Source organism: Vibrio profundum (genome assembly GCF_050337555.1).
Lineage (GTDB): Bacteria > Pseudomonadota > Gammaproteobacteria > Enterobacterales > Vibrionaceae > Vibrio > Vibrio profundum.
In genome coordinates this window covers 137,067-161,178 of sequence record NZ_JAKJTA010000008.1, presented here as the reverse complement: position 1 = coordinate 161,178, position 24,112 = coordinate 137,067, and the positions used below count along the sequence as shown (strand labels likewise).

21 protein-coding genes and 1 pseudogene are annotated in these 24,112 nt (G+C 46.6%); 16 read left to right on the top strand and 6 right to left on the bottom strand.

Annotation, left to right across the window (positions count from 1 at the left end):
* The first annotated feature begins 38 nt into the window (after positions 1-38).
* Positions 39-2,885 (top strand): bifunctional [glutamate--ammonia ligase]-adenylyl-L-tyrosine phosphorylase/[glutamate--ammonia-ligase] adenylyltransferase, encoded by a 2,847-nt coding sequence (glnE, locus tag L4C34_RS09450; protein ID WP_428789099.1) that lies wholly within the window; start codon positions 39-41, stop codon positions 2,883-2,885.
* A gap of 68 nt (positions 2,886-2,953) precedes the next feature.
* Entirely contained in the window at positions 2,954-4,384 is a 1,431-nt protein-coding gene (hldE, locus tag L4C34_RS09445; RefSeq protein WP_428789098.1) for a bifunctional D-glycero-beta-D-manno-heptose-7-phosphate kinase/D-glycero-beta-D-manno-heptose 1-phosphate adenylyltransferase HldE, read from the top strand.
* A 164-nt stretch (positions 4,385-4,548) separates the two neighbouring features.
* Here the strand turns inward: hldE and tolC are convergent.
* Positions 4,549-5,865 (bottom strand): annotated as a pseudogene (gene tolC, locus L4C34_RS09440) (outer membrane channel protein TolC); the annotation flags it as partial.
* Positions 5,866-6,178: 313 nt separating this feature from the next.
* Between tolC and nudF the strand changes: the two are divergent.
* The 6 genes from nudF (at position 6,179) to parC (ending at position 13,012) form a co-directional block, all read left to right on the top strand.
* Complete coding sequence (gene nudF, locus L4C34_RS09435; RefSeq protein WP_428789097.1) at positions 6,179-6,781, top strand: ADP-ribose diphosphatase; 603 nt, start codon at positions 6,179-6,181, stop codon at positions 6,779-6,781.
* Positions 6,772-7,206 (top strand): DUF1249 family protein, encoded by a 435-nt coding sequence (locus tag L4C34_RS09430; protein ID WP_428789096.1) that lies wholly within the window; start codon positions 6,772-6,774, stop codon positions 7,204-7,206. Before nudF ends, L4C34_RS09430 begins: the two co-directional genes overlap by 10 nt.
* A 32-nt stretch (positions 7,207-7,238) precedes the next feature.
* A complete protein-coding gene (cpdA, locus tag L4C34_RS09425; RefSeq protein WP_428789095.1) occupies positions 7,239-8,060 on the top strand; it encodes a 3',5'-cyclic-AMP phosphodiesterase in 822 nt (273 codons plus the stop codon).
* Positions 8,061-8,065: 5 nt separating this feature from the next.
* Complete coding sequence (gene yqiA, locus L4C34_RS09420) at positions 8,066-8,668, top strand: esterase YqiA (protein WP_428789094.1); 603 nt, start codon at positions 8,066-8,068, stop codon at positions 8,666-8,668.
* Between the two features lie 192 nt (positions 8,669-8,860).
* Positions 8,861-10,741 carry a DNA topoisomerase IV subunit B gene (parE, locus tag L4C34_RS09415; RefSeq protein WP_428789093.1) on the top strand — a complete coding sequence of 627 codons (1,881 nt, stop codon included), beginning with the start codon at positions 8,861-8,863 and terminating at the stop codon, positions 10,739-10,741.
* 3 nt (positions 10,742-10,744) lie between these two features.
* On the top strand, positions 10,745-13,012 hold the full coding sequence (gene parC / locus L4C34_RS09410; RefSeq protein WP_428789092.1) for a DNA topoisomerase IV subunit A: 2,268 nt from the start codon (positions 10,745-10,747) through the stop codon (positions 13,010-13,012).
* A 156-nt stretch (positions 13,013-13,168) separates the two neighbouring features.
* On the opposite strand, the gene degS is transcribed toward parC, so the two are convergent.
* The 3 genes from degS to zapG form a co-directional block, all read right to left on the bottom strand.
* Positions 13,169-14,233, bottom strand: a complete 1,065-nt coding sequence (gene degS / locus L4C34_RS09405; protein ID WP_428789091.1) for an outer membrane-stress sensor serine endopeptidase DegS — start codon at positions 14,231-14,233, stop codon at positions 13,169-13,171.
* A gap of 119 nt (positions 14,234-14,352) precedes the next feature.
* On the bottom strand, positions 14,353-15,705 hold the full coding sequence (locus L4C34_RS09400) for a DegQ family serine endoprotease (RefSeq protein ID WP_428789090.1): 1,353 nt from the start codon (positions 15,703-15,705) through the stop codon (positions 14,353-14,355).
* 162 nt (positions 15,706-15,867) lie between these two features.
* Positions 15,868-16,314, bottom strand: a complete 447-nt coding sequence (gene zapG, locus L4C34_RS09395; RefSeq protein WP_428789089.1) for a Z-ring associated protein ZapG — start codon at positions 16,312-16,314, stop codon at positions 15,868-15,870.
* A 188-nt stretch (positions 16,315-16,502) separates the two neighbouring features.
* On the opposite strand from zapG, the gene zapE reads away from it, so the two are divergent.
* The 8 genes from zapE to sspB all read left to right on the top strand — a co-directional run bounded on the left by zapE (position 16,503) and on the right by sspB (position 22,830).
* Positions 16,503-17,606 (top strand): cell division protein ZapE, encoded by a 1,104-nt coding sequence (gene zapE / locus L4C34_RS09390; RefSeq protein ID WP_428789088.1) that lies wholly within the window; start codon positions 16,503-16,505, stop codon positions 17,604-17,606.
* Between the two features lie 227 nt (positions 17,607-17,833).
* Entirely contained in the window at positions 17,834-18,262 is a 429-nt protein-coding gene (gene rplM, locus L4C34_RS09385) for a 50S ribosomal protein L13 (protein WP_428789087.1), read from the top strand.
* Positions 18,263-18,277: 15 nt separating this feature from the next.
* The gene (gene rpsI, locus L4C34_RS09380; RefSeq protein WP_428789086.1) at positions 18,278-18,670 is read left to right on the top strand and encodes a 30S ribosomal protein S9; all 393 of its coding nucleotides are present in this window, start codon (positions 18,278-18,280) and stop codon (positions 18,668-18,670) included.
* 331 nt (positions 18,671-19,001) lie between these two features.
* Positions 19,002-19,595 carry a ubiquinol-cytochrome c reductase iron-sulfur subunit gene (gene petA, locus L4C34_RS09375; RefSeq protein WP_428789085.1) on the top strand — a complete coding sequence of 198 codons (594 nt, stop codon included), beginning with the start codon at positions 19,002-19,004 and terminating at the stop codon, positions 19,593-19,595.
* Positions 19,595-20,860 (top strand): cytochrome b, encoded by a 1,266-nt coding sequence (locus tag L4C34_RS09370; protein WP_428789084.1) that lies wholly within the window; start codon positions 19,595-19,597, stop codon positions 20,858-20,860. Before petA ends, L4C34_RS09370 begins: the two co-directional genes overlap by 1 nt.
* Positions 20,857-21,594 (top strand): cytochrome c1, encoded by a 738-nt coding sequence (locus L4C34_RS09365; RefSeq protein WP_428789083.1) that lies wholly within the window; start codon positions 20,857-20,859, stop codon positions 21,592-21,594. The genes L4C34_RS09370 and L4C34_RS09365 overlap by 4 nt, the downstream gene beginning before the upstream one ends.
* Before the next feature lie 95 nt (positions 21,595-21,689).
* Positions 21,690-22,325: a stringent starvation protein SspA gene (gene sspA / locus L4C34_RS09360; protein ID WP_428789082.1), complete on the top strand. Its 636-nt coding sequence runs from the start codon at positions 21,690-21,692 to the stop codon at positions 22,323-22,325.
* Positions 22,326-22,335: 10 nt separating this feature from the next.
* On the top strand, positions 22,336-22,830 hold the full coding sequence (gene sspB, locus L4C34_RS09355; protein WP_428789081.1) for a ClpXP protease specificity-enhancing factor: 495 nt from the start codon (positions 22,336-22,338) through the stop codon (positions 22,828-22,830).
* A gap of 108 nt (positions 22,831-22,938) precedes the next feature.
* On the opposite strand, the gene L4C34_RS09350 is transcribed toward sspB, so the two are convergent.
* Positions 22,939-23,517: a BON domain-containing protein gene (locus tag L4C34_RS09350; protein WP_428789080.1), complete on the bottom strand. Its 579-nt coding sequence runs from the start codon at positions 23,515-23,517 to the stop codon at positions 22,939-22,941.
* 4 nt (positions 23,518-23,521) lie between these two features.
* Positions 23,522-24,112 carry a phosphoheptose isomerase gene (locus L4C34_RS09345; RefSeq protein WP_428789079.1) on the bottom strand — a complete coding sequence of 197 codons (591 nt, stop codon included), beginning with the start codon at positions 24,110-24,112 and terminating at the stop codon, positions 23,522-23,524.

The following is a 24,112-nucleotide window of genomic DNA, read 5'->3' as shown; positions in this document are numbered from 1 at the left end:
CCGTTAGGCTCCACGTTTGCGTTTGATAAGGAAAGACTATGCAGTTGCCGCCAGATTTACTCCCTACTTCTGAAGCCGTGAGAAATCAACTCACCGAACATTCCCCGCAGGCGCTAGTCGATTGGCCGGAAAAATTACGTGAGCAGCTGGGTTATGTTGCAACACTAAGTCATTTTGTCCAGCAAACCTTATTGCGCGACTCTGAGCTCCTAGAGCTGTTACCGCAGATGCTTACAGAAGGGTCTCGGGTTGAAAACTACCGAGAGCGGCTGAAGGAAAGCTTGCAACTGGTTACCGACGAACAACAGGGTTATCAGTTACTTCGCCGTTTCCGTAATCGGGAAATGGTCTATATTGCTTGGCGGGATTTTTGCCAAACTTGGTCTCCTGAACAAAGTATGCAGCATTTGTCTGAATTAGCAGAAGCCCTCATTGTAGAAACCTATCAGTGGCAATATCAGCTTTGCTGCCAAAGTTGGGGAACGCCGTGCAATCAAGACAACGTCCCTCAGCCTATGTTGATCATTGGTATGGGAAAACTCGGTGGTGGTGAGCTGAACTTTTCTTCTGATATCGATTTGATTTTCACTTACCCAGAAAATGGTTCAACTCAAGGTGCGCGCACGTCGATTGATAACGCGCAATTCTTTACTCGCTTGGGCCAGAGGATAATCAAAGCTCTTGCCCAGCCAACGGTGGATGGTTTTTGCTATCGAGTAGACATGCGCCTACGGCCATTTGGTGAAAGTGGTCCCTTAGTAATGAGTTACTCAGCGTTAGAGGATTATTACCAAGAGCAAGGGCGTGATTGGGAAAGGTACGCCATGATCAAAGCTCGTGTGATGGGGCGTGAAATGTATCCTCAATACCAAGAGTTGCGCCAGCTGCTGCGGCCATTTGTCTTTCGTCGTTATATTGATTTTAGTGCCATTGAATCACTGCGACGGATGAAGTCGATGATTCGTAGTGAAGTCCGCCGTTGTGGTTGGCAGCACAATATCAAGTTGGGGGCGGGTGGAATTCGCGAAATCGAATTTATTGCTCAGGTGTTTCAGCTAATACGCGGCGGTCGAGAGCCAAGTTTACGCTTGAGGGGGTTATTGGAAACCTTACTGTCGATAGAGTCGCTGGCTTTATTAGACAGCACGGAGACAAAGACACTTGCCCAAGCGTATGTCTTCTTACGCCGATTAGAAAACTTGCTGCAAGCATTAGATGACAAACAAACACAAACGTTGCCCGAAACCCATGACGAGCAAGTCAAATTGGCGACTGCTATGGGTTATCGAGATTGGCCCACGTTAATACAACAAGTGTCGCAGCATATGCTGAGCGTGCATCAGATTTTTGAGTTGTTGATAGGGGAAGAAGACGAGCAGCAAACTAGCGCGAATGAACAGTTTCATGAATTGTGGAACTTGTCGGACAACCCCGTCATGGTGCAGCAAATCTTAACCGAGGATATTGGCGTTAGCGAACCGGAATCATTGACGAAAACCATCGCCGAGTTCAATCAGGATCTGGCGAAAAAAACACTGGGCCCTCGTGGTCGAGAAGTGCTTAATCAGCTAATGCCAAAGTTGTTTTCCGCTGTCTTCGATCAGCCCGACGCTCAGTTTGGCTTATCGAGAGTTCTGCATTTGTTGAATAAAATTGTTACTCGCACCACTTATTTAGAGCTGCTTGATAGACACCCTGCAGCATTGGCGCAGCTAGTGCACCTTTGTACGGCCAGCCCAATGATTTCCCAGCAATTGGGTCGCTACCCCATTTTACTTGATGAGTTGATAGACCCGCAGCATCTTTCCAATCCGATGCAAGTGACCAGTTATAAGTCAGAGTTGAGTGATTATCTTGCCCGCATTCCAGCCGATGATATGGAACAGCAAATGGAAGCGCTGAGGCAATTTAAGCAAATATGCATGTTGCGTATTGCAGCAGGAGATATTGCTGGTGCACTACCCATCATGAAAGTGAGTGATCACTTAACCTATTTAGCAGAAGCTATAATTGGTGAAGTCGTGCAGCAAGCATGGGCGCAGCTGACCGAGAAGTATGGTGAACCCAGTCATTTATCTGCGCGGTCTGGGAAAGGGTTTGCGGTGGTGGGCTATGGCAAAGTCGGCGGTTGGGAGTTGGGTTACAACTCGGATCTTGATTTGGTGTTTATGCACGACTGCCCTGCGAATGTCGACACGGATGGTCGTAAACAAATTGACGGTAAGCAATTTTATTTGCGCCTCGCTCAGCGTATCGTGCATATTTTTTCCGCGCGCACTCCGTCAGGCACCTTGTATGAAGTTGATACTCGGCTGAGGCCGTCGGGCAGCGCTGGATTACTAGTGAGCTCGGCCGAAGCATTCGATGATTATCAGCGCGACGACGCGTGGACTTGGGAGCACCAAGCATTAATACGTGCCCGGGTCGTGCATGGTGACGATGAGTTAACACTATCTTTTAACAAAACGCGGCATGATATTTTAACCCAAGCGCGAGACGGCGATGAGCTGAAACGGCAAGTCACCGAGATGAGGGAGAAAATGTACCAACATCTGGCATCTCGCAAGGAAGGGCGTTTTCAGCTCAAGCAAGACAGCGGCGGCATTACTGATATCGAGTTTTTAGCGCAATACTTGGTGTTGAGATTTAGTCATCAGCATCAAAAATTGACTCGATGGTCGGATAACGTGCGGATTTTTGAAAGTATGGTGCAGCAAGGCGTTCTGTCGGCGGAAGAGGCCGACACAATCATTCAAGCTTACACTCGCATGCGAGATCAAATTCACCGCAGAAACTTGCTCAATCTTGATGCTGATGTCGCTATGGATAAATATACCGCCGAGCGGAAAAGCGTTCAGCAAGCGTGGCATGCTTGGCTTGGCTAAGCGGCTGCAATTGTGTAGCGTGAGTATTCTGGTACACTTTGCGCAACGAGAAAAGTTGGAGAACGACAATGAAACCAATCCTACCTGATTACAGCGACTCTGGAGTGCTGATCGTCGGTGACATTATGCTCGACAGATACTGGCATGGCCCAACAGGGCGTATCTCACCTGAAGCGCCAGTGCCTGTGGTTAAAGTAGAGAGCAACGAAGAACGCCCTGGCGGCGCTGCTAACGTTGCTATGAATATCGCCTCACTGGGTGGCCATGCTCATCTTATTGGTTTTACTGGCATTGATGAACCAGCGAAAAAGCTCAACGAAATTCTCACTTCATTAAAAGTGACCTGTGATTTTGTGTCTTTGCCGAACTACCCAACCATCACCAAATTGAGAATATTGAGCCGTGGTCAGCAGCTAATTCGCCTCGACTTTGAAGATAAATTTGAAGATACCGATGCGGAGTTGGTGTTGTCTCGCATGGAGCAGGCTTTACCTAAGGTAAAGTCTGTTGTGTTATCGGATTACGCCAAAGGGGCGTTAGAGCATGTACGCCGTTTGATTGAAAAAGCGCGTCAGGCCAATGTGCCAGTGTTTATCGACCCGAAAGGAAGCGATTTCGACCGATACCGTGGTGCGACTTTACTTACGCCAAACATGGCTGAATTTGAAGATGTAGTTGGCCCAGTAAAATCAGTGGAAGAGCTGGTAGAAAAAGGTCGCGCACTGATTGAAGAGTTCGATTTTGAAGCCTTGCTCGTGACTCGCAGTGAGCACGGTATGACCTTGCTGCGCCGTGGCCAAGAGCCATTACACTTGCCAACGCAAGCCAAAGAAGTGTATGACGTGACGGGCGCGGGTGACACTGTGATCTCTGTGCTGGCGGCTTCGGTTGCGGCGGGTAAGCCTTTAGATGAAGCTTGCGCATTAGCGAATGCAGGCGCAGGCGTTGTTGTCGGTAAAGTGGGGACTTCAACTGTTTCTACGATTGAACTTGCAGAAGCTGTGCACGGCAGCCAAGACAGTGACTTTGGTGTTATCGGTGAAACTGACTTAATCGCGGCGGTAAAACGTGCACAGGCGAAAGGTGAGAAGGTGGTGATGACCAATGGTTGTTTCGATATCTTGCACGCAGGCCACGTTTCTTATTTAAATCACGCTGCTGAGCTTGGCGATCGTTTGATTGTCGCCGTCAATACTGATGAATCAGTAAAAATACTGAAAGGTCCGGGCCGTCCGGTTAACCCGACGGATCGCCGCATGGCAGTATTGTCAGGTCTTGGCGCAGTAGATTGGGTGGTGCCATTTGCCGAAGAAACGCCACAGCGTTTGATTGGCGACGTATTGCCTGATCTGTTAGTGAAAGGCGGTGATTACAAGCCAGAAGAGATTGCGGGTGGTAAAGAAGTGATTGCAGCAGGTGGAGACGTTAAAGTATTGAACTTTGAAGACGGCTGCTCAACCAGCGAAATTATTAATGCCATCAAAGGTGGCAAGGGCTAATCTTTCGTTTAGGCCGAACCTATAAAAAAGCGCTCGTCAATGACGAGCGCTTTTTCGTTGGCTAAAAGCAATGTTGCTAATGTTTATTTAGCGGAAGTTTTTGCCAATGTGTGGTGATGAGGTTTTTTGCTGTGCTTGTCAGCTGCGGCTTTTTGCGCGGCTGCTTTGCTAGCAGACTCTAGACCTGCGTTGATATCGCGAATGTCTGCTTCACTCAAGTTACCGACTGCTTCACGCAGTTGCAGTACATTGAGGATGTAAGTGTAACGAGCGTCAGACAAGTTCTCATTCGCTTGGTACAAGCTACGAGTTGCGTTCAATACATCAACAATGGTACGTGTACCCACTTCAAAGCCAGCTTCTGTTGCTTCAAGGGACGATTTTGCTGATACAACCGCTTGTTTATAAGCGTTAATCGAGCCAATCGAGGCATTGATGTTGTTGTAGTAAGCGCGCACGTTTTTCACCATGGTGCGGTAAGTTGACTCAAGGCTTTGGCTAGCGGCAACGTAGTCGTACTCAGCTTGTTTGGAAGCTGAATTGGTGGAACCGCCAGAGTAGATCGGCACATCAAGTGTTAGACCTGCTGTAAATTGGCCTGTTGTGCTGTTAGTAGCTGGTGCATCACTATCAAATTGTTCTCCTTTGGTATATCCAGAGTCCAAAGATAGTGTAGGCAAATACCCTGAATTCGCGCTTGAGATGTTGTCTCTAGCGATATCCTGGCTAATACGTGCTGCTAATAGATCTAGGTTTTTGTTTTTCGCTTCATCCAGTAATTGAGTAATAGTCATACTCGGTTTGCTGGCAGAGAAACGTTTAGTATCGAGCACTGCAAGATGTGATGGCTCTTGGCCAGTGATTTCACGCAAGCCTTCGTAACTGTTAACTAAGTTATTTTGCGCGGTGACTTCGTCAGCGAGTACGCTATCGTAGTCGGCTTGGGCATTTTGTACATCGGTAATCGCAGATAAACCGACATCAAAGCGCTGCTTGGTTTGTTCAAGTTGGCGGCCTACTGAGGCTTTCTCTGCTTGGACGAACGCTAAGTTGTCTTTGGCTTTCAATACATCAAAGTACGCAGTAGCGGTACGTATCATCAGGTCTTGCTGCGCTGCTGCATAAGTAGCATCGGCTTTACGAGCGTTTTTTTCAGCTATCGACAAGCTAACCCAACTGGAGCGGTCATAGATTTTTTGTTTCAAAGTTAAACTGGAAGTCCAACTATTGAAGTCAGTATCACTACCTGCCGCATCTCCGCGAGTTGCCTTCAAATTATTTGAGAGATCTATAGTCGGAAGAAGGTCACTGCGCGAAGAGTTGACGGCTTCAACAGTTGAATCACGGGTAGCCGCTGCATTCAACACAGTTGGGTCATTTGTCTTTGCTAAGCTGTAGATTTCATTTAGATTATCGGCCCAAGCGTGAGTGCTGAGCGTGCCAATTGCTGCACTGATAAGTAGTGGAAGCAGTTTCTTCATTGGTCCTATTCCTGCCTATTTAGTAGGGGGCTGCAGTTACCTGAGAGTGTAACTGAAATTGTTGTTAATTTATCCGCATTTTTGGCCATTTTTACAAATAAATGTCGTTGATGGCAACCCATAACCGTTCACCTTTAACTAACTTTACAATATTTATAACAAAAGTTGAGTGTTGCCCTTTGTTGTCATGCGGCGATATCAGTACACTATAGCGAGGTAACAAGAGTTAGGACGACTGGGATCTGGGAAAAAGCGCTATTCGCGACACAAACCCAATTTTAGTCGCACAATTGCAAACAAGGGCAGGGCAACTATGAAGGATTGCACGAAGGATATTGAAATTATTTCGCAGCAGACGCTTTATCAAGGCTTTTTTAAAATGGTGAAGTATCAATTTCGCCATACCTTGTTTAATGGCGGTTGGAGCGAAGTGATAGACAGAGAATTGTTTGTGCGCGGTAACGCCGTTGCTTTGCTCCCTTACGACCCTGCCACTGATCAAGTGGTGATCATCGAACAAATCCGAGTGGGTGCTTTGCAAGATAGCCGCCCTTGGCAATTAGAAATTGTCGCGGGTGTGATAGATACTGATGAATCTTCTGAACAAGTCGCGAGACGCGAAACGGTAGAAGAAGCAGGGATTGAAGTTGGGCAGCTAAAAAAGATAAGCTCATTCTATCCGTCATCGGGCGGCTGCTCGGAAAAACTAGACGTATTTGTTGGGCAAGTGGATGCGAGCAAGGCACAAGGTGTGCATGGCTTAGCCTATGAAGGCGAAGACATTAAAGTCCATGTTATGAGCCGAATGCAAGCCTATCAGGCCATCCAAGATGGTAGGATAGAAAATGGCGCGTCAATCATTGCGCTACAATGGTTAGAGATGAACTACAAAATACTTCAGGAACAATGGCAGTAGAAATAAAGAAAAATTACCACGTCGACCTTTCCGAGCTAATGCGTATTTATGAAACCAATTACGCTAAGCTCAACGCTTTGCTGCCTGCAAAAGCGAGTGTCGGCCACGTGTGTCGTTATCATGCTGCGGGGATGAACTATCAGCTGCAAGTGGCCGAAATCACAAAGTACACAACTGTTGTCGATATTTGTCAAAGTGATGACGTTCCCGTATTTCCATTACCGAAAATGTCTGTCAGGCTTTACCACGACGCTCGCGTAGCTGAGGTCTGCAGCAGCGAGCACATTCACCGTGTGCAGCCTATTTACCACTACCCAAATGAAAAGATGCTGCAAAGAGATGAGAAAGCTCAGCTCAACCGATTTCTTGGCGAATGGCTGACCTTCTGCCTGAAGCATGGGATCAGCCAAGCACCAATCGTATAGTCGTTTATCATCAGATTTTAGGTTTCTAAGTTATGAAATTGCCGTTAAGGTCAGCGCAACAAAGTCACGTCAAATTATTACAGATAACGGATACGCACCTTTTTTCTGCTCAGGATGGCACATTACTCAGTATCAATACCGGAGACAGCTTTCAGGCAGTGGTCGATACGATTGTTGAGCAAGGGGAAATGTTTGACGCTCTTGTCTCATCGGGAGATATCTCACAAGATCACAGCGAAGCCTCATATCGAAAGTTTTCCCAAGGTATTGAACCTTTAGAGCTGCCTTGCTTTTGGCTGCCAGGAAATCATGATTATCAACCGAACATGCAGTCGGCGTTAGAGGATGGACAAATTCTGGCTGAGACTCATGTATTGCTTGGCGATAAGTGGCAAATGATCTTGCTGGACTCACAAGTGGCGAAAGTGCCGCATGGTAAGCTCTCTGCTGTGCAATTGACTCTGCTGGATGAAAAACTCGCTCAGCACCCTGAACGTCATACTTTAGTCTGGTTACACCACAATTCTTTGCCTGTGGGAAGTGCTTGGTTAGATCAACATATTCTTAAAAATCGCGATGAATTTTGGCAAGTTATCCAGCGCCATAGCAATGTAAAAACGGTTGTTTGTGGTCATGTTCATCAGGAAGTGGATGTGATGCACCAAGGCGTTCGAGTGTTAGCAACACCATCGACTTGTGTGCAATTCAAACCTGATAGCCAAGAGTTCGCTCTCGATGCAAAAGCGCCGGGTTGGCGAGAAATTGAATTGTTGCCAGACGGCAGTATAGAAACACAAGTAAAACGTTTACCCGCAGGGCAATTTCAGCCTGACTTTTCTGCAGCCGGATACTAAATATCATGACCAATAACCTCCTTCAGGGTAAAAAGCCTCTGCTGCTGTATATCCATGGTTTTAATAGCTCCCCACTTTCACACAAAGCCAACGTGATGGTCGAACACTGCTTGCAGCATAGGCCAGACATCAAAGTGTTGGTGCCACAACTGCCGTCATTTCCTACCGAAGCGGCTGCTTTGCTAAAAGAGTTAGTGGAAAAACATCAGCCTGATTATCAAATTGGTTTGATTGGAAGCTCGCTAGGGGGATATTTATCGGTATGGCTTAACCACACTTACGGTTTGCCAGCTGTTGTCGTCAACCCAGCCGTGAAACCCTATGAACTGCTGTTAGATTATCTTGGCGAGCAGTGCAATCCTTATACAAACGAACGCTACCAACTTGAAGCGCATCATGTGGAAGAGCTTAAAGCTTTGGATGTGAAAAAAATTGAGCGACCAAGGGATTTTTGGTTGTTACAACAAACCGATGATGAAGTGCTCGATTATCGCCAAGCCGTGTCGCGCTTTGCGGGCGCGAAGCAAACGGTGGAACAAGGCGGAGATCATAGCTTTGTTGGTTTTGAACGTTTCACACCGTCGATCATCGACTTCTTAGCGCTGTGAATTGACGCCTATTGGGCGGTGAAGAAGAAAGCAAGCGCACGGGCTGCGCTATACATTGCAGTTTAAATCTGTGATGATAATCCTCAATGCAACAAATTCAGCGACGCTTTGCTCGATTGTTACCTATACATAATCAAGCAAGGCGTATTTACCTGCAAATAAACTACATTTTCTAGAAAAGCATTCCGTATTATGACAGAACAATATAATGCTGGAGCCATTGAAGTTCTTAATGGCCTAGAGCCAGTACGTCGCCGACCTGGGATGTATACGGATACAACGCGCCCCAATCACCTCGGGCAAGAAGTGATCGACAACAGTGTCGATGAAGCGTTGGCCGGACACGCCTCCAAGGTTCAAGTGATTCTCCATCCAGATCAGTCGTTAGAAGTGATTGATAACGGGCGCGGTATGCCTGTGGATATTCACCCAGAAGAAAAAGTTTCTGGCGTGGAGCTGATTTTATGCCGCCTACATGCAGGCGGTAAATTCTCCAATAAAAACTACCAGTTCTCTGGTGGTTTACACGGTGTTGGCATCTCGGTTGTAAACGCATTATCCAAGCGGGTTGAAGTCACCGTTCGTCGCGATGGACAAGTGTATGAGATTGCATTTGAACACGGTAATAAAGTTTCGGAACTTGCCGTCACTGGTACTTGTGGCCGCCGCAATAAAGGCACCAGTGTGCATTTTTGGCCTGATGTGCAGTACTTCGATTTTCCCAACTTCTCTGTCACACGACTGCTGAATAATCTACGCGCCAAAGCCGTGCTATGTCCGGGCTTGGAAATCACCTTTAGCGATAAAGTGAATGGTGATGAGCATCGTTGGTATTATGAAGACGGTCTCAAAGACTACTTAGCCGAAGGCGTAAAGGGTTATACCTTATTGCCAGAGCAACCGTTTACCGGCGAGTTTGTCGCGGAGACGGAAGCGGCCAACTGGGCTCTGATTTGGCAGCCAGAAGGCGGTGAGATGATCACCGAAAGCTATGTTAACTTGATCCCGACCGCGCAAGGCGGCACGCACGTTAACGGTTTACGCCAAGGCTTGTTGGATGCGATGCGTGAATTTTGCGAATTTCGTAATTTATTGCCACGTGGCGTCAAGCTCACGGGCGAGGATGTATTCGATCGCTGTTCTTACGTGTTATCCGTCAAGATGCAAGACCCTCAATTTGCAGGGCAAACTAAAGAGCGTTTGTCTTCTCGTCAAACCTCCGCGTTTGTCTCTGGTGTCGTCAAAGATGCCTTTAGCTTATGGCTGAACGAAAAGCCGCAATTAGCTGAGCAATTGGCTGAAGTGTGCATTGCCAATGCGCATCGACGTATGCGCGCCAGCAAAAAAGTGGTGCGTAAGAAAGTGGCCTCTGGCCCTGCGTTACCCGGTAAATTGACCGATTGTTCAGTGCAAGATCTTAGCCGTACGGAACTTTTCTTAGTGGAAGGGGACTCGGCGGGAGGCAGTGCCAAGCAAGCAAGAGATCGTGAGTTTCAGGCGGTAATGCCATTGCGCGGTAAAATCCTCAATACGTGGGAAGTCTCTGCTGATCAGGTGCTGGCTTCGCAAGAAGTACATGATATTTCTGTTGCATTGGGTATTGACCCTGATAGCCCTGACTTGAGCGCACTTCGTTACGGCAAAGTGTGTATCTTGGCCGATGCCGATTCCGATGGGTTGCATATTGCCACCTTACTGTGCGCATTGTTTACTCGCCATTTCCGTGCTTTGGTTGAAGCCGGACATGTCTACGTGGCCATGCCACCTCTATTCCGAGTCGATTGTGGTAAAGAAGTGTATTACGCTCTCGATGAAGAAGAGAAAGAAGGCGTGCTGGAACGACTCAGTAAGAAAAAAGCCAAAATCAATGTGCAACGATTCAAAGGGTTGGGTGAGATGAACCCACTTCAACTTCGTGAAACCACGATGGACCCTAACACGCGACGCCTCGTTCAGCTCACGATTGATGATGATGAAGCGACGATGGAAATGATGGACATGCTGTTGGGTAAGAAACGCGCCGATGATCGACGCACTTGGCTGCAAAGTAACGGCGATTTGGCCGAGGTATAATATATGTCGATGGAAATGTCTTTTGACGGTGTGGAGCAGATGCCTCTGCGCAAGTTCACCGAGGACGCCTATTTAAACTACTCCATGTACGTCATCATGGATCGCGCGTTACCCTATATCGGAGACGGGTTGAAACCGGTACAGCGGAGGATTATCTTTGCGATGTCTGAGCTGGGTTTATCAGCCTCAGCAAAATATAAAAAGTCCGCTCGTACGGTCGGTGACGTGTTGGGTAAATATCACCCTCACGGTGATTCTGCGTGTTATGAAGCTATGGTGCTAATGGCTCAGCCGTTTTCTTACCGTTACCCTTTGGTTGACGGACAAGGTAACTGGGGCGCACCAGATGACCCGAAATCGTTCGCAGCGATGCGTTATACCGAAGCCAAACTCTCTAAGTTTGCCGAGGTGTTGCTTGGCGAATTAGGCCAAGGTACGGTCGAGTGGCAACCTAACTTTGATGGCACGATGAAAGAGCCACAAATGTTGCCATCTCGTTTGCCGCATATCTTACTCAATGGCATTACTGGTATTGCAGTGGGGATGGCGACCGATATCCCGCCACACAATGTACGTGAAGTCACCGACGCGACCATGCACCTGATTGATAACCCAAAAGCAGGTTTGACAGAGGTGATGGAGCACGTGAAAGGGCCAGATTACCCGACTGAAGCGGAAATCATTTCGCCTAAAGCCGATATTGAGAAAATTTATCGCACCGGTAAAGGCAGTATTAAGATGCGTGCGGTTTGGCACCAAGAAGGCAGTGAAATCGTGATTTCATCTTTGCCTCATCAGGTGTCTGGCGCGAAATTACTTGAGCAAATCGCGGCTCAGATGCGTGCTAAGAAATTGCCTATGGTCGACGATCTACGCGATGAATCTGATCATGAAAACCCGACTCGTATTGTGGTGGTGCCACGCTCGAATCGTATTGACTGCGAGCAGTTGATGAATCACTTGTTTGCCTCGACGGATCTTGAGAGAAACTACCGAGTGAACCTCAACATGATCGGCCTCGACAATCGCCCTCAAGTGAAGGGATTGGTACAGATTCTGTCTGAGTGGATCGAGTTTCGCCGTTCAACGGTAAGAAAGCGCTTGCAGTACCGTTTGGATAAAGTGCTTGCTCGGTTGCACATTCTCGAAGGTTTGTTGATTGCCTATCTCAATCTTGATGAAGTGATTGATATCATTCGCAGCGAAGATGAACCGAAAGCCGTGTTGATCTCTCGCTTCGGTATTACTGGTATTCAAGCGGATGCAATTCTCGACATCAAGTTACGCCAATTAGCCAAATTGGAAGAGATGAAAATTCGCGGTGAGCAAGATGAACTGGAAAAAGAGCGGCAGAAACTGGAGCAAATATTAGGCTCTGAGCGCCGCCTAAATACTCTCTTGAAGAAAGAGCTTGCCGCCGATGCAGAAAAGTATGGTGATGATCGTCGTTCTCCACTGGTTGAACGCGCTGAAGCCAAAGCTTTGTCTGAACGAGATTTAGTACCGAGTGAACTAATTACGGTGGTCTTGTCAGAAAAAGGCTGGATTCGTCACGCGAAAGGCCATGAAGTTGATCCGTCAAGTTTGAACTATAAATCGGGTGATGGCTATCTAGCTCACGCCCGAGGTAAGAGTAATCAGCAAGCTATTTTCCTAGGTAGCGACGGGCGAAGTTATTCGTTGGAATCACATACTTTGCCGTCTGCACGTAGCCAAGGTGAGCCGATTACTGGGCGGCTGAATGTTTCTGCTGGCACCAATATGCGCCAGGTGGTGATGGGCGAGGAAGACCAATTATGGCTAATTGGCTCTGATGCGGGTTATGGGTTTGTGTGTAAAGGCACGGATTTGTTATCGAAGAATAAGAGCGGTAAAGCTCTGGTCAACTTGCCACAAAACTCGCAAGTAATGATGCCTCACCCCGTCGGAGATCTCGATCAAGACGAGATATTGGCGATTACAAACCTTGGCCGAATGCTACTCTTCCCATTGCGTGATTTGCCTCAGCTAAGCAAAGGAAAGGGCAATAAGATCATTAATATTCCGGCGGCGAAAGCGAAAGAACGAGAAGAGTTTGTCTCACATCTGATCGCATTTGCTCAGGGAAGCACGTTGACTTTATACGCAGGTAAACGAAAACTTGGTTTGAAGGATTCAGATCTTGATAGCTTTAGGGGTGAACGAGGCCGCAGAGGTGGCTTGTTGCCGAGAGGGCTGCAAAAAGTCACACGGGTAGACGTTGACTCACCAATAACGGATGAGCCGGAGTAATTGACTTAGCTTGTCCGCTTAAGCTCAGTTTCTATTGGAAGTTGAGATTAAAAAATAGACGTTGAGAATGAAAAAAACCTGCTCTGAGAGCAGGTTTTTTTATGTCACTTTTTTATCGTGAAGAGTTTTATCGTTGAGAGTGGTTAAGGTCGAGAATTAATCTCTCGGGTCTTCCGCCACATCAACCGGTAGCATGAGTTTCTTGCCGTGGCGTATTAAGCCAACGTTAACTGTTGTACCTGGGCGCAAGTTAGTGACGATATCCATCACACTTTGCCGTCCCGTTACTTTATGGCCACCAATGCTTACAATGACGTCTTGCGGTTTGAACCCAGCGTTAGCCGCTGGGCTGCTTGGCGTGATGCCCATGACGATAATACCGCCTAAGTGCTCCGTACCTGCAAGTTTTGAAGCAAGCGAGCTGACGTCTTGTGCATCTATGCCAATGTAGCCACGGATCACTCGCCCATCGGCGATGATTTTGTGCATGATCTTACTGGCTAATGGATACGGAATCGCAAATGAAATGCCATAGGTTTCGACCTCTGCGCCTGACTCTTGTTGGAATGAGGCGGTATTGATACCCACTAGCTCACCACGGGTATTAACCAGTGCGCCGCCAGAGTTACCTTTATTGATTGCCGCATCCGTTTGGATAAAGTCTTGGCGACTTCCCGCATTAATCGATGACCGACCAACGGCTGAGATAATGCCAAATGTGGTGGTCTGCCCTAAGTTGTAAGGGTTACCGATGGCTAATACAACATCGCCAACTTTGGCGCTGTATTTTGGGTTTAACGGGATGACTGGTAGGTCATTCATTTGTATGCGTAATACTGCGATATCTGTGCGGCGATCTTTACCCACTAGCTGAGCGGCAGCGACGCGACCATCTTGCAACGCCACGACGATTTGATCGGCATTGGCGATAACGTGATAGTTGGTAATGATATAGCCTTTTGCACTAACGATGACGCCGGAACCTAACCCTTGTGTCGATAGCTTAGTGCGATCGTTTTTGGTGTATTGGCGACTATAGATATTGACCACAGCCGGTGCGGCGCGTCTCACGGCATCGTTAAATGACAACTGTGCAACGGTAGCAGGCTCTGCTTCAGTCGTTGGCGGGATGATTTTGGAGCGTAGGGAAGGAACCGCTAATAATAAAATGAGGGCGGCCACCAAACCAAGGCCCATTGAGCGGAGTAACGTTTTTAGCATGCCTTCCTATCACTTTGCTTTATCGACCAAAAGCAAAAGAATAGCATTAGTTGAACGAATAACAAAAGAGCCAGCTGAAAAAGCGTGGCTCTTTTTATGTAGATGTTGGGCGCGGTATGCTATTTCACGATCAAATAGATAGTGCGATGCCCTCGCTGAACATTAAGCGCCAAAACGTTCGGTTTAGTTTTCAGCACTGCTCGTAGGTCTTTTAAGTTTTTCACTCGTTTGCGGTTAATGCTGACAATAATATCCCCTTTGTGCAGTTGATAAGCTTCTGCTGGAGAGCCTTCCTCAACGGCAGTAACTTTCACCCCTTCGATACCATCGTGGCCCGTCGTATCAGCGAGTTTTGCCCCGGTCAGTCCTTGGTGAAGTTTATCGGCGGCAGTATGGGGTTTGCTTTGTTCCCCTAATTTAACCGAATAAGTTTTGTGCTTGCCATCGCGCACGACCTCAATCTTAACGGTTTTTCCTGCTCCTAAAGTGGCGACTTTGGCCCGTAGTTCGCCAAAGGTTTTGATACTCTTATTGTTGACTGCGATGATAATATCGCCCGCTTTAATACCAGCTTTATCTGCGGCGCTATCTGGGATCACTTGGCTGACAAATGCACCTGTACTGGATTCGTAGCCTAACGCTTCTGCTAGCTCAGACGTGATTTCTCCGCCTTGAACGCCAAGCATGCCTCGTTTTACGGTGCCGTACTCTAGGATTTGGTCAGTGAGGTTTTTCATCATATTCGATGGAATAGCAAAGCCAATCCCCACATTGCCACCGTTCGGGCCTAGAATCGCGGTGTTGATTCCAATTAGCTCACCACGCAGATTGACCAATGCGCCCCCCGAATTACCGCTATTGATTGCTGCGTCGGTTTGAATGAAGTTCTCGAAGTTTTCGATATTGAGCCCACTGCGGCCTAGCGCAGAGACAATACCTGAGGTGACGGTTTGTCCTAGCCCAAATGGATTTCCGATGGCAACAGCAAAATCGCCCACCCGCAGTTTATCGGAATCGGCTATTTTTACTTGGGTTAAGTTTTTGGCGTTATCTAATTGCAATAGAGCAATGTCCGACATTTCATCACCGCCAACAAGCTTCGCGTCGTACTCTCTTCCATCATGCAGTTTCACGCGTATTTTCTTCGCGCCATTAATTACATGGTAGTTGGTGACCACATAGCGTTTCTTGGCGTTGATGATGACCCCTGATCCTAAGCCGCGAAATGGGCGTGCTTGTTCTTGTGCGTTAGGGCCAAAAAAGAAGCGAAATCGTTCAGGGATTGGTTGTTTTGATATTTGGGTGCCTTCGACGGCGATGCTGACGACAGCAGGTGTTACCTTCTCGAGCATCGGCGCTAAACTCGGTAACGGTTCGCCTTGAACCGAAGTTGGTAGCGCTGCGGCGACAGGCAGAGAGGTGAGCAATGCACTAATAGAAAGAATGGCAACTGAGAGCAAAGGCTTTTTCATCGAATCGTTCCTTGTTGTGAAAAACCTAGTTAACTCCCCAGTAGAACTGGTTAACTCTATGGGGCGATGGTTGTTTCGAATATCAATTCAATAGGCGCTGTGATTATTGTGAGCGGCAATCGTTGGCAAAGTTCCCCAATCGATAAGATTGGGGAATAAATGTCAACGTAGTGTCACAACTTCAGCAGATTGCACAAAAGGTTTCTCTGGCTCGGTAAGTAAACCAGTCGCACCGTTCGCATAATCTTTGGGAGCTTGATCGCCTGAGCTGCGTTTTTTATTTGTGGTCGTTGACTTGGTTTTGTGTTCGGTGGTTTTTTTAAAAAATGGGTTGTCTTGATCGGGTAGGTGAGACAAGAGATCAGAGGACGTCAGTTCCATGTGTTGATATAGACGGGTGTAATCTTTACCCAAAATATCGAGTAGCTCCGCTGTTTCTGAGAAGTGGGCTGCGACTTCTTGGCGTTTTTGTTCTAGTTCAAATTTAGCGGCATCTAGGTTCTTTTGCATCACCTTATGCTTTTTGTAATCTGGCGTTTTGAGGCGTGAAATAACCAGACCTATGATAATGCCGGCCACTAGGCCGACGAGTGCGAAAATCCAAGGCATAATAATTCCTTTTTTGATCAGATATGACCCCGCTAATACGGCGCTGTATTAGACATGTACCTTTGTCATGGTACTATGTCCGCCCTCAGCAATAAAGCGAAATACCGTTAGGGTCTGCTTATCCTGAAAGGCCAACAGATTCTCGTGTATTTGCTATTTCAAATATATCGTTAGCGAGCAGTGTGGTCATGACACCGAAACGAAAATATCAAAGCGACATTGAGCAGCTTGGCTTTCAAGAAGACGATGCTCAGCGTCGAGCGGTTGATGCTTTAGATAAGTTATACATTGAACTGATTGATTTTCTTAATGCGCCGATTGAGAAAAAGCGGCCTCTGCGTAAATGGTTTAAAAAAGGTACTATCGCGCCACAACCACCGAAAGGTCTGTACTTTTGGGGAGGAGTAGGACGAGGGAAAACCTATTTAATGGACTCGTTTTATGAGTCTTTACCGACCAGAAAAAAAATGCGGATGCACTTTCACCGCTTTATGTTGCGCGTTCACGACGAATTGCAACAATTGGGAGACATCTCCGATCCGCTTGAATCTGTAGCAGACAAGTTTAAAGAGGAAGCGGAAGTCATCTGCTTTGATGAGTTTTTTGTATCCGACATTACAGACGCGATGATCTTGGGGACTCTGTTCCAAGCTTTGTTTAAACGTGGCGTGGTGTTAGTGGCGACATCGAATATTCCGCCTAACGAGCTTTATCGCAATGGTTTACAGCGTGCCCGTTTTCTACCAGCCATTGAGCTTATCGAGAATAATTGCACAGTCTTGAATGTAGACAGTGGTGTCGACTATCGCCTACGAACTTTGACTCAAGCTGAGATTTACCACTTTCCGGCCGATGATGCTGCAGAAGAAAATTTTGAACGCTATTTCGAGCAGCTATCTGGTGAAGATAAGCACGTTGAGAACCAAATAGAAATTAACCATCGTCAGCTAGAAGTCATTAAAGAGAGTGATGGCATTTTGCATGCGTCTTTCGCCCAACTATGCCAAACAGCTCGTAGTCAGAACGATTATATTGAGCTATCTCGTTTGTATCATACAGTGCTGCTGAGTAATGTCGCGCAGATGGATGGGAACAGCGATGATGCGGCGAGACGTTTTATTGCGTTAGTGGATGAGTTTTATGAGCGACATGTAACTTTGATTATCTCTGCAGATGTGCCAATGGAGCAATTGTATAGCCGCGGCTTATTGGAATTTGAGTTTAGACGCTGCTTGTCGCGCTTAACCGAAATGCAAAGCTGTGATTATTTGGCGAAAGAGCACTTGTCATAGCCGAATTTAAGCTAGTTGGCCAATTGAAAAAATTCACTAAAAAAAGGTGATTTTTTCGTCTTACTTCTTTATAATCCTGCGACCCACCGTTACTGCAGGCGATTTTCTTCGGAATTTATTGCCAAGAGTGCCACCCACTCGAAGGGGTGATGACTGGGCTCTTAGACAGTGGGAGCATTTTGTATGCTCCTTTGAGTTTAAAATTAATTTAACGGGTTATTATTAGCATGAAAACTTTCGTTGCTAAACCAGAAACTGTAAAACGTGACTGGTATGTTGTAGACGCTGAAGGTAAAACTCTTGGCCGTCTAGCAAGTGAAATTGCATCTCGCCTACGTGGCAAACATAAAGCTGAATACACTCCTCACGTTGACACTGGTGATTACATCATCGTTATCAACGCTGAGAAAGTTGCTGTAACTGGCAACAAAGCTAAAGGTAAAGTTTACTACCGTCACTCTGAGTTCCCTGGTGGACTTAAATCAATCACTTTTGAAAAGCTGATTGATCGTAAACCAGAAATGGTTATGGAGCTAGCGGTAAAAGGTATGCTTCCACGTGGTCCTCTTGGCCGTGCTATGTACCGTAAGCTTAAAGTTTACGCTGGCGCTGAGCACAACCATACAGCTCAACAACCAAAAGTACTAGACATCTAATTGGGGATTTCGAAAATGGCAGAGAATCAATACTACGGCACTGGCCGTCGCAAAAGCTCAGCTGCACGCGTTTTTATTAAACCAGGCAGCGGCAACATCGTAATTAACAAGCGTAGCCTTGAAACTTACTTCGGTCGTGAAACTTCTTGCATGGTTGTTCGTCAGCCACTTGAGCTAGTTGAACTGACTGAGAAACTAGACCTATACATCACTGTAAGTGGTGGTGGTATTTCAGGCCAAGCAGGTGCAATCCGTCACGGTATCACTCGCGCGCTAATGGAATACGATGAGTCTCTACGTCCTGCTCTACGCTCAGCTGGCTACGTTACGCGTGACGCTCGTTGCGTTGAACGTAAGAAAGTTGGTCTACGTAAAGCACGTCGTAAACCTCAATTCTCTAAGCGTTAATTTCTTCTATCAAGAAATTGCGTTCAGTTTATACTGGATTGTGTTCAAAAAGCTTGGCATTTATGCCAAGCTTTTTTGTTTTTATGGCTGGGGAAATTGCAACAGCATCACGAATTCTCATTCCGTTCTATAATTTGTCATTTTTGCGACATCACGCCTGACTCTTCTCACAACTGCTACAAACCTCTTGCCTTACCTTGTCAAAAAGTAGGGGTTTAATTATGCTTTTCAGTCTAATAGACGCAAATAAACTCGTATTTTACTAGCCATACTCTTTAATTGGACATAGGGATGAATATCTATCCATAGGGAGTAATTTGGAGAATGTTGGATGAGCAATGTGCCTTTAAATAATGGACGCAGGCGCTTTTTGACGGCGACCACCGCTGTTGTGGGTGGTTTAGGAGCCGTAGCCGTGGCCGTGCCTTTTATTAAATCATGGAACCCTAGTGCCAAAGCTCGAGCGGCGGGTGCACCTGTGGAAGTCGATATCGGCAAATTGGAAGATGGCCAAATGGTGCGCGTGGAGTGGCGCGGAAAGCCTGTATGGGTGGTTCGTCGCCCGCAATCTGTTTTAGATAATCTGCCAAACATTGACGGACAACTACGCGACCCAGAATCTGAAGAGCCGCAACAGCCCGAATATGCGAAGAACGAACATCGCTCAATCAAACCTGAATACTTTGTTGCAGTCGGAATTTGTACCCATTTAGGCTGCTCCCCAACTTATTTGCCCGATACTTTTAGCGAGCAAGTACAAGGTGTTAAGTCTGGTTTTTTCTGTCCATGTCATGGTTCTAAATTTGATATGGCAGGGCGTGTTTTTCAAGGTGTACCGGCACCATTAAACTTAGTTGTACCCAAACATATGTATGTCACTGAGACGAAAATTATGGTTGGTTTAGATGAAACGGGAGAGGCGTGATGCAAGCACTGGTTGATTGGATCGAAAAGCGTTTACCTGTTGTTAATGCTTATAAGAAGCACTTGTCTGAGTACCCAATGCCAAAGAACTTCAATTTTTGGTATTTATTTGGCTCCTTAGCCATGCTGGTGCTCGTCAATCAGATCCTTACAGGGATTTGGTTGACAATGAATTACGAACCTTCTGGGGAAGGTGCGTTTGCTTCTGTGGAATACATTATGCGCGATGTCGATTACGGTTGGCTTCTGCGTTATATGCATTCGACTGGCGCCTCGGCCTTTTTTGTCGTGATATACCTGCATATGTTTCGCGGCCTGATTTATGGCTCATACCAAAAACCCAGAGAGTTGCTGTGGCTGTTTGGGATGCTGATCTTTCTTGTGTTGATGGCCGAAGCCTTTATGGGTTATTTGCTACCTTGGGGGCAAATGTCTTATTGGGGCGCTCAGGTGATCATCTCCTTATTTGGGGCTATACCCGTTATTGGTGATGATTTGACTCTCTGGATTCGAGGCGATTATGTGATCTCTGGAGCCACGTTGAATCGCTTTTTTGCCCTACATGTTATAGCACTACCAATCGTACTGTTACTCTTGGTTGTTCTGCACATATTGGCGTTGCATGAAGTTGGCTCGAATAACCCTGATGGTATTGATACCAAATTGCCAAAAGGAAGTATGGGCGAAGACTATAAAACTTCATTTCCATTCCACGAATACTATTCGAAGAAGTACGACATTATCGACTCAGTTCCGTTTCATCCGTATGGCACGGTGAAAGATTTCGTCGGTATTGCAGGCTTCTTGATACTGTTCTGCTACGTGCTGTTTTTTAATCCAGAAATGGGGGGGTATTTCTTAGAGCCACCTAACTTTGAAGCCGCTAACCCGTTGAAGACGCCCGAACACATTGCACCTGTGTGGTATTTCACACCTTTCTACGCCATTTTACGTGCGGTTCCTGACAAACTGTTAGGCGTGATTGCGATGGGGGCCTCTATTGCTGTGTTGTTTGTTTTGCCATGGTTAGATCGCTGCAAAGTGCGATCGTATCGATATCGTAGCAAATTGCATTTATTGAATATCACTCAGTTCATTATCTGTTTTGTCGCGCTAGGTGTGTTAGGGGCACTACCAGTCACACCCACGTTTACCTTACTCGCGCAGATATTCAGCTTAGGTTATTTCATGTTTTTCGTCTTGCTCTATTTTTACAGTAAAAATGAACGAACCAAGCCGCTACCAGAGAGGGTGAAATTCAAATGAAGATATGGATGTTAGTCATACTGGCAAGTTTCTCTTCTTTTGTCATGGCAGCGGGTTCGAATGTTCATTTGGATCATGCGAATAATGACTTATCGGATAAAGCATCACTGCAAAATGGTGCCAAGCTGTTCATGAATTACTGTTTTGGTTGCCACTCTACCCAATATCAGCGATACGAAAGGGTGGCCAATGATTTGAGTATCCCGCTCGATCTGATGAAGAAAAACTTGGTGTTCGATTCTGAAGCTAAGATTGGTCAGTTGATGAAGAATGCGATTCCACAAAAGTCGGCGGAAAAGTGGTTTGGTGCGCCTCCCCCAGATTTAACGTTGGTTGCGAGAGTGCGCGGGGTGGACTGGCTATACACCTACCTCCGAACTTTTTATGCTGATCCATCTCGCCCATTTGGTGTGAACAATATTGTTTTTCCGAGTGTTGGTATGCCGCACGTTTTGGAAGAGCTACAAGGTGTTCCACTACCAGTGTACGAAACTCATGAGGTAAATGGTAAGCAAGTAAAAGCAGTGGTAGCTGTACGCTCGGATGGTTCGGGAGAACTCAATCAAGAAGAGTACGACAGTGCTGTGCGAGACTTGGTCAATTTCCTTGAGTACTCTGGCGACCCGGTTAAATTGGAGCGCCATACATTAGGTTGGTGGGTGATGGGATTCTTGGCAATATTGACTTTACTCGTGGTATTATTGAAGAAAGAGTATTGGCGCGATGTTCACTAAATATGCTATAATGCCGTGCTAATAACCATATTCTATGTATGCAATGGAGGCCTAGCCTCCATTGCTTTTTATACCTGTAAGTGCTGGAGGGCTCCATGGCTGTAGCTGCCAATAAACGTTCTGTGATGACTCTATTTTCAAGTACATCTGATATGTGTAGCCATCAGGTTCGCATTGTTTTAGCCGAAAAAGGCGTAAGTGTTGAAGTTGAATTAGTGGACGAAGCAAACTTACCGGCTGAATTGATCGAACTGAATCCGTATAAATCAGTACCTACTCTAGTTGATCGCGAGCTTGCTTTATATGACTCGAAAATCATTATGGAGTATTTGGACGAGCGTTTCCCTCACCCGCCATTAATGCCAGTATACCCAGTGGCTCGCGGTAATAGCCGTCTGATGATTTACCGCATCGAGAAAAACTGGTACTCATTGGCAGAAAAAATTGTTCATGGCAATGCCGAAGAGTCAAACGCGGCGCGTAATAAATTAAGAAATGATTTACTGACTCTTGCTCCAGTTTTTGCTGAATACGAATACTTCATGAGTGAAGAGTTCAGCTTGATTGACTGCTACTTAGCACCATTGTTGTGGCGTTTGCCGCAGTTAGGTATTGAGTTGGTTGGCCCTGGTTCTAAAGAGCTTAAAATCTATATGAACCGTGTATTTGAACGTGATTCTTTCCTAGCTTCATTAACAGAAGCAGAACGCGAAATGCGCCTTTCTCGCTAATGGTTAGTTAATGGATATATCAAAAATGACACCGCGTAGACCTTATCTATTGCGTGCTTTCTATGAGTGGCTAGTCGATAACGAATTGACGCCTCATTTGGTGGTAGATGCAACTTTGCCCGGCGTTCGTGTTCCTGAAGAGTTTGTCCAAGATGGCCAAATTATTTTGAACATCATACCGAGAGCTGTTGGGAACTTAGAGTTGGGTAACGAAGCGATCACTTTCAACGCGCGTTTTAGTGGCCGCCCTCACTCTGTTATCGTTCCTATGTATGCTGTGCAAGCAATCTATGCTCGCGAAAACGGGGCTGGAACGATGTTTGAGCCTGAGGATGCGTATCAAATCGATATGGACTCAGATGAAGTATTACCAAGCCAGGTAACAGGTCTTTCTGTGGCAGAATTTGATGCTGAAGATGAGCCTGAGGCTGTCACTGCTGAAGAAATGTCGGACAGTGAGCCCTCTCGACCAAAAGGAAAGCCGAGCTTGAGAGTGGTTAAGTAAGGCGATATAGAGACGAAGATATAGATAAAAAAAAGCAGCGCTACGCGCTGCTTTTTTTATATGTGTCATTTAAGTCAATGTCACGAATTCGTTCGATAATACTTCTTGTTAAGAAGCTTTATCGTTGTATTGGAAGGCTTGAACTACACGCTTCACCCCAGAAATATTGCGGGTGATGTTAGTTGCAACATTGGCTTGCTGCGGGGTGACATAGCCAAATAAGAAGGTCTCTTTGTCTTCCGTAATAACTTTAATGTCTAGGCCATTAAGCTTGTGACTGGTCAGCAGCGCCGATTTTACTTTGGTGGTTATCCAAGTATCGTTACTGATTTTGCCTACGTCGAGAGGTGGCATGATACGAATCTCATTGTGCACAGCCTTAACCCCTTTCAGTTTACGTACCTTCTCGTCAAAGGCGTGGCTGATTTGCTCAGTATTGGCTTGGCCGATCAGAACCACGATACCGTTATAGCTGGTCGCCGTGATGCGAGCTTGACCTGAGTAGGGGGCTTTGTTGTTGATCCCGGCGACTTCTAGCTCAATATTTTTATCCGCCCAAATTTGGTCCGCGCTGCGTGGGTCGGTGACGACGACTGCGGTGGTTGCGGCTCCAGCTGCAAGCAGCCCAACGCAACCTGAAGTGGTCAAGATCATCAATGAGATGAATGCAGCGTATAGGTATTTCATCGTGTTACTCGTAGTGTGCTGGGAACAAAACTTGATCGATAAGATCGCACAAACAGTGCAGGGTTACCATGTGTACTTCGTGAATTCTTGCCGTCCGGTGAGATGGGATACGAATTTCGACATCATGCTCTCCCAGCAACCCAGCCATTTCGCCGCCATCTTTTCCCGTTAAGGCAATAATTGTCATATCACGAGTTACAGCTGCCTCCATGGCTTTGATAATATTTTTGCTATTACCGCTGGTAGAGATCGCCAGCAGAATGTCGCCCGCTTGACCAAATGCGCGTACCTGCTTGGAGAAAATTTCTTGATAATGGTAATCGTTGGCAACCGCTGTCAGTGTCGTGATGTCTGCGGTGAGCGCCATAGCTGGTAGGCTCGGGCGTTCGGTCTCGAAGCGATTGAGTAAGCACGAAACAAATTGCTGAGCATTGGAGGATGAGCCTCCGTTGCCGCAGCACAGCACTTTATTGCCATTAAGCAGGCTAGTGACCATAGCTTGGGCGGCATGAGTAATCACATCCGGTAACGCTTCGGCGGCAGCGATTTGAATCTGTATGCTTTCTTTAAAACTGTCTTTAATGCTGTCGAGCAT